The sequence below is a fragment of the Myxococcus sp. CA023 genome, from assembly GCF_010998615.1.
GTDB lineage: Bacteria > Myxococcota > Myxococcia > Myxococcales > Myxococcaceae > Myxococcus.
In genome coordinates, this window is the sequence record NZ_JAAEAH010000003.1 from 46,919 (window position 1) to 63,974 (window position 17,056).

13 protein-coding genes and 1 tRNA gene are annotated in these 17,056 nt (G+C 69.4%); 8 read left to right on the plus strand and 6 right to left on the minus strand.

What is annotated here, in order from left to right; genetic code table 11:
* Nucleotides 1–179: 179 nt before the first annotated feature.
* Together F8M74_RS01420 and F8M74_RS01425 are read right to left on the minus strand one after the other, a co-directional pair.
* Nucleotides 180–278, minus strand: a tRNA-Sec gene (locus F8M74_RS01420).
* A 52-nt stretch (nucleotides 279–330) separates the two neighbouring features.
* Nucleotides 331–1,029 (minus strand): TetR/AcrR family transcriptional regulator, encoded by a 699-nt coding sequence (locus tag F8M74_RS01425; RefSeq protein WP_141257901.1) that lies wholly within the window; start codon nucleotides 1,027–1,029, stop codon nucleotides 331–333.
* Between the two features lie 46 nt (nucleotides 1,030–1,075).
* Here F8M74_RS01425 and F8M74_RS01430 point away from each other — a divergent pair, with 46 nt between their 5' ends.
* A complete protein-coding gene (locus tag F8M74_RS01430) occupies nucleotides 1,076–2,053 on the plus strand; it encodes an NAD-dependent epimerase/dehydratase family protein (RefSeq protein ID WP_141279455.1) in 978 nt (325 codons plus the stop codon).
* Here F8M74_RS01430 and F8M74_RS01435 read toward each other — a convergent pair.
* Nucleotides 2,007–3,077, minus strand: a complete 1,071-nt coding sequence (locus F8M74_RS01435; RefSeq protein ID WP_171410130.1) for a metallopeptidase family protein — start codon at nucleotides 3,075–3,077, stop codon at nucleotides 2,007–2,009. The genes F8M74_RS01430 and F8M74_RS01435 overlap by 47 nt on opposite strands.
* 92 nt (nucleotides 3,078–3,169) lie before the next feature.
* Between F8M74_RS01435 and F8M74_RS01440 the strand changes: the two genes are divergently transcribed.
* Nucleotides 3,170–3,526 carry a response regulator gene (locus F8M74_RS01440; RefSeq protein ID WP_002639463.1) on the plus strand — a complete coding sequence of 119 codons (357 nt, stop codon included), beginning with the start codon at nucleotides 3,170–3,172 and terminating at the stop codon, nucleotides 3,524–3,526.
* A 168-nt stretch (nucleotides 3,527–3,694) separates the two neighbouring features.
* Nucleotides 3,695–5,338: a chaperonin GroEL gene (gene groL / locus F8M74_RS01445; RefSeq protein WP_141252816.1), complete on the plus strand. Its 1,644-nt coding sequence runs from the start codon at nucleotides 3,695–3,697 to the stop codon at nucleotides 5,336–5,338.
* A gap of 121 nt (nucleotides 5,339–5,459) precedes the next feature.
* On the opposite strand, the gene sinM is transcribed toward groL, so the two are convergent.
* Entirely contained in the window at nucleotides 5,460–6,542 is a 1,083-nt protein-coding gene (sinM, locus tag F8M74_RS01450; protein ID WP_141252815.1) for a signal integration modulator SinM, read from the minus strand.
* Nucleotides 6,539–8,056 carry a hybrid histidine protein kinase/response regulator SinK gene (gene sinK / locus F8M74_RS01455; RefSeq protein WP_153881034.1) on the minus strand — a complete coding sequence of 506 codons (1,518 nt, stop codon included), beginning with the start codon at nucleotides 8,054–8,056 and terminating at the stop codon, nucleotides 6,539–6,541. The genes sinM and sinK overlap by 4 nt, the downstream gene beginning before the upstream one ends.
* Before the next feature lie 149 nt (nucleotides 8,057–8,205).
* On the opposite strand from sinK, the gene encC reads away from it, so the two are divergent.
* Complete coding sequence (gene encC, locus F8M74_RS01460) at nucleotides 8,206–8,598, plus strand: encapsulin nanocompartment cargo protein EncC (protein ID WP_141252813.1); 393 nt, start codon at nucleotides 8,206–8,208, stop codon at nucleotides 8,596–8,598.
* 3 nt (nucleotides 8,599–8,601) lie between these two features.
* Here encC and F8M74_RS01465 read toward each other — a convergent pair whose 3' ends face one another.
* Nucleotides 8,602–9,975, minus strand: coding sequence for a diguanylate cyclase (locus tag F8M74_RS01465; protein WP_141252812.1), 1,374 nt, complete (start codon nucleotides 9,973–9,975; stop codon nucleotides 8,602–8,604).
* A 50-nt stretch (nucleotides 9,976–10,025) separates the two neighbouring features.
* Between F8M74_RS01465 and F8M74_RS01470 the strand changes: the two genes are divergently transcribed.
* The 4 genes from F8M74_RS01470 to nadC all read left to right on the plus strand — a co-directional run bounded on the left by F8M74_RS01470 (nucleotide 10,026) and on the right by nadC (nucleotide 17,005).
* Complete coding sequence (locus F8M74_RS01470) at nucleotides 10,026–10,841, plus strand: chemotaxis protein CheW (RefSeq protein ID WP_141252811.1); 816 nt, start codon at nucleotides 10,026–10,028, stop codon at nucleotides 10,839–10,841.
* Nucleotides 10,842–10,957: 116 nt separating this feature from the next.
* Nucleotides 10,958–12,220 (plus strand): motility regulator RomR, encoded by a 1,263-nt coding sequence (gene romR, locus F8M74_RS01475; RefSeq protein WP_141252810.1) that lies wholly within the window; start codon nucleotides 10,958–10,960, stop codon nucleotides 12,218–12,220.
* A gap of 64 nt (nucleotides 12,221–12,284) precedes the next feature.
* Nucleotides 12,285–16,109, plus strand: a complete 3,825-nt coding sequence (locus F8M74_RS01480; RefSeq protein WP_141252809.1) for a valine--tRNA ligase — start codon at nucleotides 12,285–12,287, stop codon at nucleotides 16,107–16,109.
* Nucleotides 16,110–16,120: 11 nt separating this feature from the next.
* Nucleotides 16,121–17,005 carry a carboxylating nicotinate-nucleotide diphosphorylase gene (gene nadC / locus F8M74_RS01485; RefSeq protein ID WP_141252808.1) on the plus strand — a complete coding sequence of 295 codons (885 nt, stop codon included), beginning with the start codon at nucleotides 16,121–16,123 and terminating at the stop codon, nucleotides 17,003–17,005.
* Nucleotides 17,006–17,056 lie beyond the last annotated feature (51 nt).

Here is a 17,056-nt window from a genome sequence, read left to right on the forward strand (position 1 = left end):
TTGCCCGGCATTATTGAAAGGAGTTCTAAGTTGCGCGGGCAGCTCGCGCCCGAAAAGGATGCAGGCCTTCGAAGCCTTGGCACCCCTTGGACGTAACTGACTGATCGTCTGTGAATCTGTCTGGACGACTCGAGCCTCGACGCGAACCGCGCCAACCGCTTGGTTCAGATGGGAAATTATGGCGGTAGGGCACGGGAATCGAACTCGCCAGGGACGCCTCTCGGCGCCCCTCATCGGTTTTGAAGACCGAGCCGGCCACCAGGTCCGGAGGCCCTACCGTTAGCGATTAACGCCGGACCCTCCGGACTCCGTCAACCAAGGGCCACGGGCTCACCGGACCTTCTTCTGCGCCCGGCCCGCCTTCAACCCAGGCAATCCCTTCACCAACGTCGTCACCAGCACCTGCGTCAGCTCGTCCGCGGGCGTGCCCGGGAACCCCGTGCACGTGAGCCTCAAGCTCACGATGCCGTGAACCCCCGCCCACAGCACCTCCGCGAGCTGCTCCGGCTTCGTGCCTTCCTCCAGCCTCCCGGCCGACAGCAGGTCCACGAACACCTGCACCAGCACTCCGAATGACCTTGGGCCCGGGCCCTCCGGGTGGTCCCCGAACAACGCCGTGGAGAGCTTCGCGTCCTCCATGAAGATCAGCCGGTACGTCTCCGGGTGCTCCATTCCAAATCGGACGTAGGCCTCCGCGAGCTTGGGCAGGCGCTCCAGCGGGTCCTCCACCTGGGCCGCGGGCTCCAGCATGGCCAGCAGCTCCTGGAAGCCGCGCACGCACAGCTCCTTCGCGATGGCCTCCCGGTTCTCGAAGTGGAGGTAGAGCGTCGCCGGCGCGTACTCCACCGCGTCCGCCAGCTTGCGCATCGAGAGGGCAGGGAAGCCCTCCTTCACCACGATGTCCCGGGCGACTCGCAGAATCTGCTCGCGCAGTTCCGCCCGCTGTCGCTCCTTCCGCTCCGCAATCCCCATGCTCCCAGTGTAGGCCTTGACCAACTGAACGCCCAGCAGTAGATGAACGTCGTTCATGAACGGTGTTCACAAACCACTCGCCGTTCGGAAAAGGGAGCAGGATATGGGCACGGTTGCGTTGTTCGGCGCCTCGGGCGTCGTCGGACACAGCATCGCGCAGGCGCTGCGGGGGCAGGGGCGGGGCTACCGCGTGGTGGGGCGCTCCCGGGAGGGACTCCAGCGGGAGTTCGGGGCGGACCCTCAGGCGGAGATCGTCACCTGGAATCCCGATGACATGGCCTCCATCCAGGCCGCGGCCCGGGGTGTCCAGACGCTCGTCTACCTGGTGGGCGTTCCCTACTGGCAGTTCCACCTCCACCCGGAGCTGATGAAGCGCACGCTCGACGCCGCCATCGCCGAGGGCGTGGAGCGCATCGTCTTCATCGCCAGTGTGTACCCCTACGGCCGGCCTCGCACGGACGTCGTCAACGAGTCCCACCCCCGCGTGCCGCACACGAACAAGGGCCGCTTGCGCAAGGCTCAGGAGGACCTGCTGCTCGCGGCAGACAAGGCGGGCTCCATCCAAGTCACCATCCTCCGCCTCCCGGACTTCTACGGCCCGGGCGTGGAGAACAGCTTCCTCCACCGCGCCTTCGTCGCCGCCTCACAGGGCAAGCGCGCCCAGCTCATTGGCCCCATCGACACACCCCATGAGTTCGTCTACGTGCCCGATGTGGGGCCCACCGTGACGGCGCTCATGGACCATCCGGGCGCCTACGGCCGCTTCTGGAACCTCGGGGGCGCGGGCGTCACCTCCCAGGCGGCCCTGGTGGAGGACATCTACGCCCAGGCTGGCCACCCCGCGAAGTACTCGGTGCTGGGGCCGGGGATGGTGCGCCTCATCGGCCTCTTCAGCCCGTTCATGCGCGAGCTGGGGGAGATGCACTACCTGCACACCTCGCCCGTCATCATGGACGACTCGGCGCTGCGGGCGCTGCTCGGCGACATCCGGAAGACGCCGTACCGCGACGGCATCCGCCAGGCGCTCGCGGCGCTCAGTCCAGCCCCCGTTGCCACAGGTCATCCTCATCCAGTCCCATGAGGTGACCGACCTCGTGCATCACGGTGATGCCAATCTGCTCGATGAGCTCCTCGCGGGTGCGGGCGAAGCGCTCCAGGTTCTTCTGGTACAGCACGATGGACGCGGGGACGTGGTCGAACGCGTTCGTCACGCTGCGCTCGCCCACCGCCAGGCCGCGGAACACCCCGAGGATGCTCGGTGACAGGGGAGGGTCCTCACCCAGCAGGTCCTCGTCCGCCGGCAGGTCCTCCACCGCGATGGTGACGTTGTCCAGGTACTGCTTCGCGTGGCCGGGCAGGGACTGCACCGCGGCCTCCACCGCGCGGTCGAACTCGGCCTCGCCCAGCTCCACCGGCGGGAAGAACTCCGTCGGCACCAGCGCCTGGGCCTTGGTGAAGCGGCGCTGGGCCTCCTTTTCGTCGCCCCGGCGCTCCGCCAGCAGTCCCAGGTACTGGTGGGCCCAGGCCTCGTCGGGCGTGTCCTTCAGCAACTTGTCGAAGGCGCCCTTCGCGTCGTCGAAGCGGCACAGCTCGAACAGGGCGATGCCCCGCTCCAACTGCGCGTCCACCGAGCGCGGCATGTGCCCCAGCGCCGCGTCCAGGCTCGCCAGGGCCGCGCGGCACTCGCCCACCTGGTTCAGGCCCATGCCCTCCAGGAGGAGGAACTCATAGAGCAGCTCCACGTCGCCGGCCTTCTGCGCCAGGCGCTTGCCCTTCGCGCAGAAGCCCAGGCCTTCCTCCACGGCCTCCCGGTCCTCGCCCGCGCGGCAGATGAGGCAGTCCGCGGTGCCCAGGAGCACCTCCAAGTCGTCCGGGGACACCCTCAGCGCGGCGCCGAAGGCCCGGCCGGCTTCCTCCAGGCGGCCCAGCTCCACCAGGGCGGCGGCGCGCAGGTGCAGGGCGTCCACCGAGTCCGGGGCCTGGGCCAGGCTGCGGTCGGCGGCGGCCAGGGCCGCCTCGAAGTCGCCCGTCTCGAAGGCCTCTGCTGCCGCGTCCAGCGCCTCCATCCCGCTCACCCCCGTTCGCTTCGACTTCCGCGTCCCCATGGGGCCGCGACATATGAAGCCGCGCACTTCGTTGTCAACGCCGCGCACGGCTGCTACGTTCCTTCGCCCGTCCTGGTGCGGCGCTCAGTCCCGTGAACATCCTTGTCGTCGACGACGATCTCGAACTCTGCACGATGCTCTCTCGCTTCTTGGAGATGCATGGGTTCACGGTCTACTCGGCGTCCGACGCGCTCCAGGCGCTCGACGTGCTGGAGCGCAACCAGGTCAGCATGGTCATCACCGACTACGTGATGCCCCATATGGACGGCATCCAGTTCACGGAGATGCTCAAGGCGGACCCCCGCTTCCAGAGCGTCCCGGTGCTGCTGATGACGGGCAGCGAGGACGGCTCGGTGACGGACCGCGGCCTGCGCAAGGGCGTGGCCCTGACGCTCCACAAGCCCCTGGACATGGGCCAACTGCTCACCCTGGTCCGCTTCGCGCAATAGCCCACGGCACCCCTCCCGGCAGGGTGCCTCAAGCCGTCCGCTCGCCTACACGCCCACCCTTCCTGGTTGACATCGTTCAGGCGGCCCTTATGTTGGCGCTCGCCATGGCCGAGTGCTAACGGCCCGTGTCGTACCAGTAAAATCCCCCAGTGAATTCAGGAGGTTGCGATGGCAGCGAAGGAAATTTTCTTCCATCAGTCCGCGCGTGAGGCCATCCTGCGCGGCGTCCGCACCCTGTCGGATGCGGTCGCGGTGACCCTCGGCCCCAAGGGCCGCAACGTGGTCATCGAGAAGAGCTTCGGCTCCCCCACGATCACCAAGGACGGCGTCACCGTCGCCAAGGAGATCGACCTCGAGAACAAGTTCGAGAACATGGGCGCGCAGATGGTGAAGGAGGTCGCGTCCAAGACCTCCGACAAGGCCGGCGACGGCACCACCACCGCCACGGTGCTGGCGCGCGCCATCTATGAGGAGGGCCTCAAGCTGGTGGCCGCCGGCCACAGCCCGATGGACCTCAAGCGCGGCATCGACAAGGCCGTCGAGGTCGTCGTGGGCGAGCTGAAGAGCCTGTCCAAGCCCACCGCCGACAAGAAGGCCATCACCCAGGTGGGGACCATCTCCGCCAACGGCGATGAGACCATCGGCGCCATCATCGCGGACGCGATGGAGAAGGTCGGCAAGGAGGGCGTCATCACCGTCGAGGAGGCGAAGGGCCTCGAGACGACGCTCGACGTGGTCGAGGGCATGCAGTTCGACCGCGGCTACGTGTCCCCGTACTTCGTGACCAACCGCGAGCGGATGGAGGCCGTCCTGGACGACCCCTACATCCTCATCAGCGAGAAGAAGGTCTCGTCGATGCAGGACATGATTCCGCTGCTCGAGCAGGTGGCCCGCTCCGGCAAGCCGTTGATCATCATCGCCGACGACATCGAGGGCGAGGCCCTGGCCACCCTGGTGGTCAACAAGATCCGCGGCGTGCTGAACGTGTGCGCGGTGAAGGCCCCCGGCTTTGGTGACCGCCGCAAGGAGATGCTGCAGGACATCGCCGTCCTCACCGGCGGCACGGTGGTCAGCGAGGACCTGGGCCACAAGTTCGAGACGCTGACGCTGACCGACCTGGGCCGCGCCAAGCGCGTCACGGTGGACAAGGACAACACCACCGTCGTGGACGGCGTGGGCACGAAGGCGGCCATCGAGGGCCGCATCAAGCTCATCCGCACGCAGATTGACTCCGTCACCAGCGACTACGACCGCGAGAAGCTCCAGGAGCGTCTGGCGAAGCTGGTGGGCGGCGTGGCCGTCATCAACGTCGGCGCGGCCACCGAGACGGAGATGAAGGAGAAGAAGGCCCGCGTGGAGGACGCGCTGCACGCGACCCGCGCGGCCGTCGAAGAGGGCATCGTCCCTGGCGGCGGCGTGGCCTACCTCCGCGCGCTGCCCGCGCTCGAGAAGCTGAAGCCGGGCGGTGAGCAGGACTTCGGCGTGGCCATCATCCGCCGTGCGCTCCAGGAGCCGCTGCGGAAGATCGCCAGCAACGCCGGCGTCGAGGGCGCCGTGGTCATCAACAAGGTCCGCGAGGGCACCGGCGCGTTCGGCTACAACGCCCGCACGGAGGTCTACGAGGACCTGGAGAAGGCCGGCGTCATCGACCCGACGAAGGTGGAGCGCACCGCGCTGCAGAACGCCGCCTCCGTCGCCTCGCTGCTGCTGACCACCGAGGCCATGGTCGCCGAGCGCCCGAAGGGCAAGGCCAAGGGCGGCGGCGCTGGCGCCGGCATGCCGGACTACGGCGGCGACGACATGGACTACTGAGCCGCTTCGGAGGGCTCGGGACGTGAGTCCCGGGCCGTCTGGGCCTCGGCAGTCAGCGGCCCCGGATGCCTCGTCAGGAGGCGCCGGGGCCGTTGTCGTTCCAGGGGGGACTTCCTGGCAATCAGGGCACGCGGCCCACGACGCCGCCGGTGCCGCTCTCCTGCGACGTGTAGAGCAGGGTGTCGCCGTCCACCAGCAGGCCACCGGGCCCCACGCCCTCTGGGCCCACGGGCTCCAGGGCGCCGGGTGTGCAGGTGCTCACTCGGCGGAGGAAGCCCGTGCCGCCGGTGCTGACGTCCTTGAAGTAGAGCGTGCCATTCAGTTCCACCGGGAAGGCGGGCCCCTGGAGGTCCGTGGCCACGACTTCCGCCGCGCCGCCCTCGCGTGGCAGGCGCAGCACGCGGCCGTTTCCGCCGCCTCCTTCGGTGACGAGGAAGTGCGTGGGCGTGACTTCCAACGAGGTGCCGGCGGTGATGCTTCCGTCGCGCAGCGTGGCCGGGGCACTGCCGTCCAGCGGCACGCTGTAGAGGCCGGGGCTCTCTCCCGCGGCGACCAGGAACCACACGTCCTGGCCCACCACGCGTGCTCCCCGCACCTGCGTGTAGCCCGTGCCGGCGTAGAGCTCCTGGCGGTTGCCGCCCGAGGCGTCCACGCGGACCAGCCGGCGGTGCGACGTCGCGATGACCACCACGTCCCGGTCACCCATCCGCGCGGGCAGGACGTCCGTGCCGCCAATGGTGACGTTGTTCACTGTGGCATCGAGCGGCCGTGCGTCTTTCGCGCCCGTCGCCTTGTCCACCCGCCACAGCCCGTCCAGGTCGAGCACGTAGACGGAGTCCGACACCACGGCGATGGCATCCGGCGCCCGGAAGCCCGTGGCCACGGACACCGCGTCACCGCCCGCGCGTGGCAGCCGGAGGATCCGCCCGGGGCCCGGCTGGGGCTGCTGCGGATTCAGGGAGTGGGACTCGGCGATGTAGAGGTCCGTTTCGTCCGCCGCGAGTCTGCGGGGCGTGTTCAACCCGGTGAGCAGTGGAGTGCCCGGACCCGAGGCCAGCGGCTCGCAACCCGCGTCGCCGCTGCCCGCATCATCTGTCCCGGTGCCCGCGTCGCCACGGCCTGCGTCCGGCCCGTCCTGCATCGGGGGCTTGTCGGAGGAGCAAGCAACACCCAACAGCAGGACGGACAGGAGCGCGAGTCTCATGGGGTCTCTCGTTTGAATGCGCGGTTCAATTCTCGGCTGAGCGCCGAGGCGTCGGACATCAGCTTGGGAAGGCACGCGGCGGCGCCCGCACGCAGGGACTCCAGCGCCGTCTCCATGGTGAGGTGCTCGGCCAGCACCACGAAGGGAGCGCCCTGGGCCAGCGCCTTGCCCAGCTCCAGCGCCTTGCGCCCGTAGGCGGGCGCGAAGTCCCAGCTCACCACCACGCCCGCGGGTGGCTCCAGCGCGGCCAGCTCCGTCGTCGTCAGGATGCGCGCCTCCAGTCCCACCAGGGACAGGGCGTGGGTGATTTGCGCCGCCGCCGCCGGGTTGTCCTCCAGCACGTCCACCCGGCGCATCGCGGGGTTCGTCTCCAGCGGCGCGGGGACGGGCTTCCGGGCCAGCGTGGAGCGCAGCAGGGCGCGCACCTCGCGGATGTCGTCGAAGGGCTTGAGCAGGTAGTCCACCACGCCCAGCTCCAGCGCCTGCTGCGTCGTCACCAGCGACGGGTAGCCCGTCATCAGGATGACGCGCGAGTCCGTGTGCAGCCGCCGCGCCTGCTGCGCCAGCTCCAAGCCGGACATGCCGGGCAGGTTCTTGTCGGTGACGATGAGGTCCACCGGCGCCTGTTGCAGCAGGTCCAGGGCCTCCTCGCCGCTCTCCGCTTCGATGATCTCGCACTCCTTGCCCATCAGGTCGCGGAAGACCATGCGGATGATGATTTCGTCATCCACCACCAGGACCCGGTGCTTCTGCGTGGGCGGCGCGTCCGTCGCGGGGAAGAGCACGCGAAACACGGTGGCCGGGGGCGGGACGTCGCGAATGACGCCCTGCGGGGCCAGCTCGAGGCGCGCGTGGTGCTCGCGGGCGATGCGCTGGCACACCGACAAGCCCAGTCCGGTGCCTCGCTTGTTGGCGGTGATGTAGGGCTCGAAGATGCGCGCTCGCAGCTCCTCGGGGATGCCCGGCCCCCAGTCCGCCACGTAGAGGGCAGGGGAGGGGCCCTCCATCGCGAGCACCACCTTCACCCGGCCGCGCCCCGCCATGGCGTCGCGCGCGTTGTTGAGCAGGTTCAGGGTGAGCTGCTCGATGAGGCGCGCGTTGCCCTGGATGGTGATGTCCTCCGGGGCCTCCACCTCCAGGGAGATGCGCGAGGAGTCCGGGTTGATGCTGAAGTGCTTCGCCGCCGCCCAGATGGGGGCCGCCAGGGAGAGGCGCTGTTGAGACGCCGGTCGCTCGCTCGACAGGCGGATGAAGTCGGAGACGATCTGCTCCATCCGCTCCACCTGGGCCAGCAGCAGGCGCAGGGGCCCGGGGGCGGCGCCGTCCTCCGCGAGGAGTTGGGCGTAGGCCTTCACGCCGAGGAGCGGTTGTCGCAGCTCGTGCAGCACTTCCGCCGCCAGCTGTGAGGTGTGCGCTCCCGCACGTTGCAGTGCCGCCGCCGCTGTTCGCGCGGCCGTCAGATCCCCTGCCTCCACGGCCTGGAGCAGTTGGGCGAGCGGCGCGGGTGTTTCCATGTGACGAGCATGGCGGAGGCAACCGCTTGTACGCAACGCACCTGGAGGGAATCCGTTGACCCGGACCGTGCCGGCGCGGATGCTGGCCGCGTTCTCATCGCACCATCCGGAAATCCGGATATCGCGACACCGGCCTCGGGAGGGCCTTCATGCCGCAGACCAACCCGTTCCACTCGCTGGTCCCCCGCAAGATGACGGACACCGAGTTGGCCCGCTCCATCCGTCTCAACATCGAGGCGGAGCTGGACGCCATCAACCTCTACGCGGCCCATATCGACGCGACGGACAACGAGGACGCCAAGGCCATCCTCCAGCACGTCATGGACGAGGAGCGCGAGCACGCCGCCCTCTTCTGGGAGCTCATCGCCCGGTTGGATCCAGAGCAGGCCGCGCACGCGAAGGAGGCCGTGGAGAAGTACCGGCTCATCACCTCCGGCGCGTCGCACGAGGCCGTTGAGGCCGTGGGCAAGGAGGGCGCGGCGCCGGCTCCGGCGGACGTCACCCCGGAGAAGCGCCTCACCGTGGGCAGCCTGCGCCGGTAGCCGTCAGGACGCGGAGTGGGCCTGCCGGCGCTCGGCCGGTGGGGCCTCCAGGTCCTTCGCCGCCATGTAGACGACGTTCCGAGAGCCCCGCTTGCCGCGGTACATGGCCCGGTCCGACAGGTCCAACAGCGTGGCCTTGTCCTGGGCGTGCTCGGGGAAGCTGGCCACGCCGATGCACGTGGTGAGCTTGAGCGACAGGCCTTCGCGCGCCAGGAAGTTGTGCGTCTCCATGGTGCGCCGGATGCGCTCGGCCACCTTGAGTGCGCCGCCTGAGTCGGTATTGCGCAGCACCACCACGTATTCGTCTCCGCCGTAGCGCGCGACGACGTCGTGGTCTCTCACGCAGCCCTTCACCACGCGCGCCGCCTCCACCAGCACCTTGGAGCCCACGAGGTGGCCATGGGTGTCGTTGATGGACTTGAAGTGGTCCAGGTCCAGGAACAGCAGGCTGAAGGTGCGCTGTGACTGGAGCGCGTCCTGGACCTCGCGGTCCACCACCAGGTGCAGGTAGCGGGTGTTGAACAGGCGCGTGAGGTCGTCGACGTACGCCAGGTCCTCCACCGCGGCGAAGCGGCCGAGGTTGCGCAGCGCGAGCGCCCAGTTGCGCACCAGGAAGCTGGCCGTCTCGCCCGCCCACTCCGCGCCCGTGCCGCCGAAGAAGAGCACCGCGTGTCCCAGCACGGCGTCTCCCTCCAGCGCGGGGAAGGAGACGGCGCGAGGGAAGGGCGCGTCCAGGCCGTCCAACTCGCGCGGCCCGCGTTCGTTCGTCAGGCGTTCGATGAGCTCGGCGATGAGCGGCTCTTCCAGCGCAGTGGACAGGCCGCTGGTGCCGTGGCGCCGCAGCGCGAAGGCGGAGTCGCGCTCCAGCAGGACCACGGCGCTGGCGGAGGCCATGCTCTGCAGCGCGCTGGCGGTGGCCGCGGCCAGCTTCTCGCGGTCCAGGGTGGTGGCGATGCGTTGCCCTGCCTCCAGCATGGCCACATGGCGGCGCAGCGACGCGTTCTCCTGCATCAGGTCGCGCGTGGTGAGCGCGCGGCGCACGGCGTGCTGCAGCGCCTCCGGGGCCACCGGCTTGACGAGGTACTCCGCGGCGCCGCTCTTGATGGCGCGCACGGCGGGGTCCACCTTCTCCAGGCCAGTGATGACCACCACCTCCACGCCGGGGTGGTGTTCCCGCACGTGCCGCAGGACCTCCATGCCGTCGCCACCGGGGAGGATGAGGTCCGTCACCACCGCGTCGAAGCGGTCGCCTGCGAGTGCTTCCTTTGCCTCTTGTAGCGTGCCCACCGCCGTGACGGCGTGTCCCACGGCGGTGAGGTAGTCGCCGTACAGGGTGCGGGCGATCTTTTCGTCGTCGACGAGGAGGATTCGCGCCATCTCCCATCGGCTTAGCACCAACCGATGGAAGGCTGCTAGGGTCGGCCCCCGTGTCCCCCTTCGAAAGCGGCCGTCGGCTTTGCCTTCTCGTTGAGGCCGGGGAAACCCGTTACGCCGTGGAAGCGACGTCTGTCATGGAAGTAGCGATGCCGGGCGCCAACGGCAGCAGCCTGCGGGGTGTGCTGGAGGTGAAGGATCTCTGCGCGCTGCTGGGCGGGCCGCCCGAGGAAGGCCCGGGCATGGTGGTGGTGCTCGACGTGAGTCCCACCCTGGCGGTGCGCGTGCGCTCCGTGGTGGAGGTGGCGGACGTGGCCCGCGCGCCGTTCTTCCTGCTGCCACCGGGACTGGCGGACTCGCTGGCGCCGCTGAGCCGGGGCGCGGTGCTGCACAAGTCGCGGCTGTACCTGGAGCTCATCGCGGAGGCGCTGCCGCACCGGGTGGGTTCGATGTCGGCGGCGGTTGCCGCCCGGCCCGTGCACTGGGCGGAGGCGGCTCCGGACCGCGCGCTCGTCTTCGAGTCCCAGCGTCGATTGTTCGGAGTCCCCCTGGGCCTGGTGTCGCAGGTCATCAGCCGGGGAGAGGCCTTCAGCGTCCTGCCCGTGCAGAGTGGACCGGTGGCTGGTATTTTTCCGCATGATCAGGTGCTGTGGCCTGTCTGCTCGGTCCCCGCGTTGCTGGGGGAAGCGCCCGTGCCGGAGCCCTTCATCGTCCTCACGGAACTGGCCGGGCGGAACGTGGGGCTGACGGCCACGCGGGTGCTCGGCGTCATGCAACGTTTCGAGCCGGACGACACCGCGGGGAGCTTCCGTGCTCCCGGGTTGAGCGAGCCTGTGGCGTTCCTGGACCTGCAACGCATGTTTTCTTGATCGTCCCAGAGGGCAACTCGTAAGCTGCCCCACTTGTCAGACTGCCGCGAGTCAACCCTCGCGGCGGGAATCACCAACGAATTCAGGGGAGTGGATGCTCCCCGAGGCCCGAACCGATGCCCAAGAATCTGCTGGTCGCCGATGACTCGCTCACCATCCGCAAGGTGATCGGGATGATCTTCGCGACCGAGGACTTTCAGGTGACCGCGGTGGACAACGGGCTGGACGCAATCTCCCGCACCCGCGAGCTGCGTCCGGACGTCGTCCTCGCGGACGTCATGATGCCGGGCAAGAGCGGCTATGAGGTCTGCGAGGCGCTGAAGAACGACCCGGCCACCCAGGGCATCCCTGTGGTGCTGCTGGCCGGCACGTTCGAGGCGTTCGACGAGAACCGCGCTCGCGCCGCCCGCGCCGATGACCACGTCACCAAGCCCTTCGAGAGCCAGGTGCTGCTCGACAAGGTGAAGGCGCTGGTCGGCCAGAAGTCCAACACGATGCCCGCGTCTGCCGCCACGCAGGTGCGCCACGCGGCTCCTCAGCCCGCCGCGGCGCCCGCGCCCGTCGCCGCCGCTGCTCCGCCGGGGGCCCGTCCCGCGCCTCCGCCGGGGGCTCGTCCGGGTGTTCCTCCGGGGCCGGGCGTGCCGCGTCCGCCGGGTGCGGGTGTGCCGCCGCCGGGTGCGCGTCCTCCGGGACCTGGGATGCCGCCGGGCATGGCGCGTCCTCCGGGACCTGGCATGCCGCCACCGGGTGCGCCGGGCGCGCCGCGTCCTCCGGGACCTGGGATGCCGCCGGGCATGGCGCGTCCTCCGGGGCCTGGGATGCCGCCGGGCGCACGTCCTCCGGGGCCTGGGATGCCGCCGGGCGCCCGTCCGGGTGTGCCGCCTCCGCCGGGTGGTCCCGCGCCGGGCCTTCCGCCGCGTCCGGGAATGCCGCCGGGCGCCGTGGCGCGTCCGGGCGTGCCGCCTCCGCCGGGTGGTCCCGCGCCGGGTGGCTTCGCGCATCCGCCGGTTGGCGCGCCGCAGCCTCCTCCCGGGGCGGCGCCGCAGCCCGCCGCGCGGGGCAGGGATCCGTTCGGTCTGGGTGCGCCCGCGCCCGCCGCGGCCCAGCCGTCCATCAGCATCGAGGACTCGCTGCCCGACCAGGGTGACGCGGAGGAGATCTCGTTGGACATCGTCACCCCCGCGCCCGTCGCGGCCAGGCCGGCGAGCGCGCGTGCGCCTGCCGCGGATGGGGGCGAGGCCCTGCTGCGCGAGGCGCTTTCGAAGGCTTCCCGCGAGGTCATCGAGAAGATTGCCTGGGAGGTGGTACCGCAGCTGGCGGAGACCATCATCCGTGAGGAGCTCGAGCGGCTCATCAAGGACCGAGAGACCCAGCACTGAGGCGCCTGGCGCCGTAACCTCCTGACCTTTTGCCGGCCCCGGTCTCCGGGGCCGGCCGTTTTCAATGACCGATACCACTGAACTTTCGAAGGCCTACGAGCCCACCGAGGTCGAGGCTCGCCGCTACGCGTTCTGGCTGGAGCGCAACTACTTCCGCGCCGAGGCGCCTTCCGACAAGCCGCCGTTCTCCATGGTGCTGCCGCCGCCCAACGTCACGGGCAGCCTGCACATCGGTCATGCGCTGACGGCCACCATCCAGGACATCCTCATCCGCTGGAAGCGGATGAGCGGCTTCAACGCCCTGTGGCTCCCAGGTACGGACCACGCCGGCATCGCCACTCAGATGGTGGTGGAGCGGGAGCTGAAGCAGACGGAGGGCAAGAGCCGCCACGACCTGGGCCGCGAGGCCTTCCTCGAGCGCGTCTGGGAGTGGAAGGGCAAGTTCGGCGCTCGTATCGGCGAGCAGCATCGCTACCTGGGCGCGTCCCTGGACTGGAGCCGCGAGCGCTTCACCATGGACGAGCAGTCCTCCGCCGCGGTGCGCGAGGTCTTTGTCCGGCTGTACGAAGAGGGCCTGATGTACCGGGCCCAGAAGCTCATCAACTGGTGTCCTTCGTGCCACACGGCGCTCAGCGACCTGGAAGTGGAACACCAGGAGAAGAACGGCTCCATCTGGCACATCCGCTACCCGGTGAAGGACACCGACCGCACGCTCACCGTGGCCACCACGCGCCCGGAGACCATGCTGGGCGACACCGCCGTGGCCGTCCATCCGGAGGACGAGCGCTACCAGGACCTGATTGGCAAGCACGTGGTGCTGCCGCTCAGCGGTCGCGAGATTCCCATCATCGCGGACGCCGAACTGGTGGATCCGAAGTTCGGCACCGGCGTGGTGAAGGTCACGCCCGCGCACGACTTCAACGACTACCAGACGGGCCTGCGTCACAAGTTGCCGATGCTGTCCATCTTGGACGAATCGGCCCGGATGACGAAGGAGACCGGCAAGTACGCCGGTATGGACCGCTTCGAGGCGCGCAAGCAGGTGCTGGCGGACCTCCAGGAGCAGGGCCTGCTGGAGAAGGAGGAGCCGCACAAGCTGTCCGTCGGCACGTGCCAGCGCAGCACCACGGTGGTGGAGCCGCGCCTGTCGCCGCAGTGGTTCGTGAAGATTGAACCGCTGGCAAAGCCGGCCATCGAGGCGGTGGAGCAGGGCCGCACGAAGTTCGTCCCCGAGTCATGGACGAACACCTACTTCCACTGGATGCGCAACATCCACGACTGGTGTGTCAGCCGCCAGCTCTGGTGGGGCCACCAGATTCCCGCGTACTACTGCACCGCGTGCAGCCCTCGGTTGGGGGACGACACCGACCTGCCGCTGGATTCCGCGACGGTGAAGGTGGGCGGCGTGGACTTCGCGCGCGCGGAGCCGATTGTCGCGCGTGAGCAGCCCTCGTCCTGCCCGAAGTGCGGCGGCGCCACGTTCATCCAGGACCCGGACGTGCTGGACACGTGGTTCTCGTCCGCGCTGTGGCCCTTCTCCACGCTGGGCTGGCCGCGCAACACGCCGGACCTCCAGACGTTCTACCCGACGTCCGTCATGGAGACGGGCCACGACATCATCTTCTTCTGGGTCGCCCGGATGATGATGATGGGCCTGCACTTCATGGGGGATGTGCCCTTCCGCACCGTGTACCTGCACGCGATGGTGCGCGACGAGAAGGGCGAGAAGATGTCGAAGACGAAGAAGAACGTCATCGACCCCTTGGACGTCATCCTCGGCGCCCCCGCGGACAAGCTTGAGCCGACGCTCAGGAACAAGTTCCCGCAGGGCATGCCTGCCTTCGGCGCGGACGCGCTGCGCTTCACGCTCGCGTCGCTCACCCAGCAGGGCCGGGACATCAAGCTGTCCATGGACCGGATGGCTGGCTACAAGGCCTTCTGCAACAAGCTGTGGAACGCCAGCCGCTTCGCCCTGATGAACATGGGCGAGTTCGCGCTGGATGAGCGTCCGCTGAAGGAGCGTCCGTTGACGCTGGCGGACCGCTGGATTCTCTCGCGGCTCCAGCGCGCCACCACCGAGGCCCGCGCCTCGCTGGAGACGTACGGCTTCGCCGAGGCCGCGTCCACGCTGTACCAGTTCCTGTGGGCCGAGTTCTGCGACTGGTACATCGAGCTGGCCAAGGGCTCGCTCTACGGCACCGATGAGCAGGCGAAGGACTCCGCGCGCGCGGTGCTGGTGTACTCGCTGGATCGCATCCTGCGGCTGCTCCACCCGTTCATGCCGTTCATTACCGAGGAGATCTGGCAGAAGCTGCCGATGTCCCGGTCGGTGGACAGCATCATGATCGCGTCGTACCCGGAGCCCGACGCGGACCTGGTGGACGAGGCCGCCGAGGCGGAGATGGCCCCGGTCATCGCCTCCATCGAGGGCCTGCGCACCATCCGCGGCGAGAGCAACCTGTCGCCCGCGACGAAGGTGAAGGCGGTGGTGCAGAGCCCGGACGCTCGCACGCGCGAACTGCTGGAGCGCTGGCGCGCGTACCTGATGCCGCTGGCCGGCCTGTCCGACGTGGAGATTGGCGCGCCCGGCACCAAGCCGCCGCAGGCCGCCGCCTTCGTGGGCACGAACCTGGAAATCTACGTGCCGCTGGCGGGTCTCATCGACCTGGACGCGGAACGCGACCGCCTCCGCAAGGAGATTGCGCGCACCGAGCAGGAGGCCGCCGGTGTGCTGCGCAAGCTGGAGAACCCCAACTTCGTGGCCAAGGCGCCCCCGGACGTGGTCGAGAAGGACCGCGCCCGCGTGGAGGAGTTGAAGGAGCGCAAGGCCAAGCTTCAGGACCATCTGCAGCGCATTGCCCCGGAGCCCGCCATGCCCGCAGCGCCGCCGTCCGAGAGCAGCAAGCCGACCGAAAGCGTTGAGCCGACCGAGGCAGACATCGCGACCGAAGCCGACGTCGCGACCGAGCCCATCACACCGCCCGAGAGCCCTGCTCCATTAGAGACGCCGCCTCCAGCCGAGGGAGGCGCTGAATACGAGACGCTCGCCGAGTCCACCGAGGAGGAGGAGGCTGCCGCCGCTCCGGCCGAGGTGAAGGCCGCGCCGGATGCGGAAGCCGAGGGGAACGTCGACCTGGCGGAGGAGTTGAAGGACGAGCTCGAGGCCGTGGGCGGCGTGCCCGAAGCCGCGGACCCCCAGGTGCAGGAGGCTCTGGAGAAGCTGCGCGCGGGGACGAAGGAAGGCCTGTCTCCGGCCGACCATCATGACCTCGGCGTTGCGTATATGAGCATGGGCCTCGTCGACGACGCGATGCGGGAGTTCAACACGGCGCGCGCCGGTGGCGACGCCCGTGAGGTGCCCGCCGCCGAGCAGACAGTGGCCTCCACCGCGAAGGCCGTGGTGAAGGCCACCCTGGCCGCCGTGAAGAAGGCGTCGTCCATCGCGAAGGATACGGTGGTGGAGGCTGTCTCCGCTTCCGGCGAGGACGAGGAGCCTGCCGCTCCGGCGAAGGCGCGTCCCGCGAAGAAGGCCGCGGGCAAGAAGGCGCCTGCCGCCGCGAAGAAGGCGCCGGCCCAGAAGGCCGCGGGCGCGAAGGGCGCTGCCAAGAAGGCCGCTGCGAAGAAGGCTCCGGCGAAGAAGGCTCCGGCCAAGGCTGCTTCGAAGAAGTCCGCCGCGAAGAAGGCGCCTGCCAAGGGCGCGGCGAAGAAGGCCGCTGCGAAGAAGGCTCCGGCCAAGGTCGCCGCGAAGAAGGCTGCCACGAAGAAGGGGGCCGCGAAGAAGATCGCTGCCGCCAGCAAGAAGCCGGTGAAGAAGGCGGCGGGCCGGAAGGCTCCCGCGAAGAAGGGCACCGGGGCGAAACCCAAGGCGCGGGCAAAGGCCCGGCGGTAGCAGGAGGAGACGTGCAGCAGCAGGATTACCTCGACCGGCTCATCGCGCTCGCACTCGATGAGGACCTGGGGGCGGCGGGTGACGTCACCTCGCAGGCCCTCATCCCTCCTGACTACGAGGGCAGCGCGGAACTGGTCGCCAAGGAGCAGTTGGTGCTCGCGGGACTGGATGCCTTCGTCCGTGTCTTCAAGACGGTCGACCCGCACGTCGAGGTGGAGCTGTTGCGCCGCGACGGTCAGGAGATCAAACCGAAGATGGTCGCCGCGCGGTGTCACGGGCGGATGCGCTCGCTGCTCGCGGCGGAGCGCACCGCGCTCAACATCGTGCAGCGGGCCGCGGGCATCGCGACGCTGGCGCAGCAGGCCGTCACGTCCGTGCGTGGCTCCAATCTGCGCGTCCTGGACACGCGGAAGACGCCGCCGGGAATGCGCACGGTGGCCAAGGAGGCCGTCCGCATGGGCGGTGCCTCCAACCACCGCTTCGGCCTCTTCGACGGCGTCCTCATCAAGGACAACCACATCGCCGCCGTGGGTGGTTCCATCGCGGAGGCGCTGCGCCGTGCGAAGCTCAACGGGCCTCGGCTGACGAAGGTCGAAATCGAGGTCACCAACCTCAAGCAGCTCGCGGAGGCCATCGAGCACGGTGCCGACGTGGTGATGCTCGACAACATGGACGACGCGCAGATTCGCGAGGCCGTGAAGCTGGCGGCGGGCCGCGTGCCGCTCGAGGTGTCTGGCGGCGTCACGCTGGACCGGCTGCCGCGGTTGGCGAAGCTGGGCATCGACTTCGTGTCCATGGGCGCGCTGACGCACTCCGCGCGGGCCATGGACCTGTCGTTGGAAATCACCGCCGCGGCGAAGCGGCCCGCGCGCAGCAAGCAGCCGAAGCCGGCGTAGCGCGCGTACACGGAGGCGCTCCTGGCTCCAGCGCCTCCGCGTCGAAGGGCG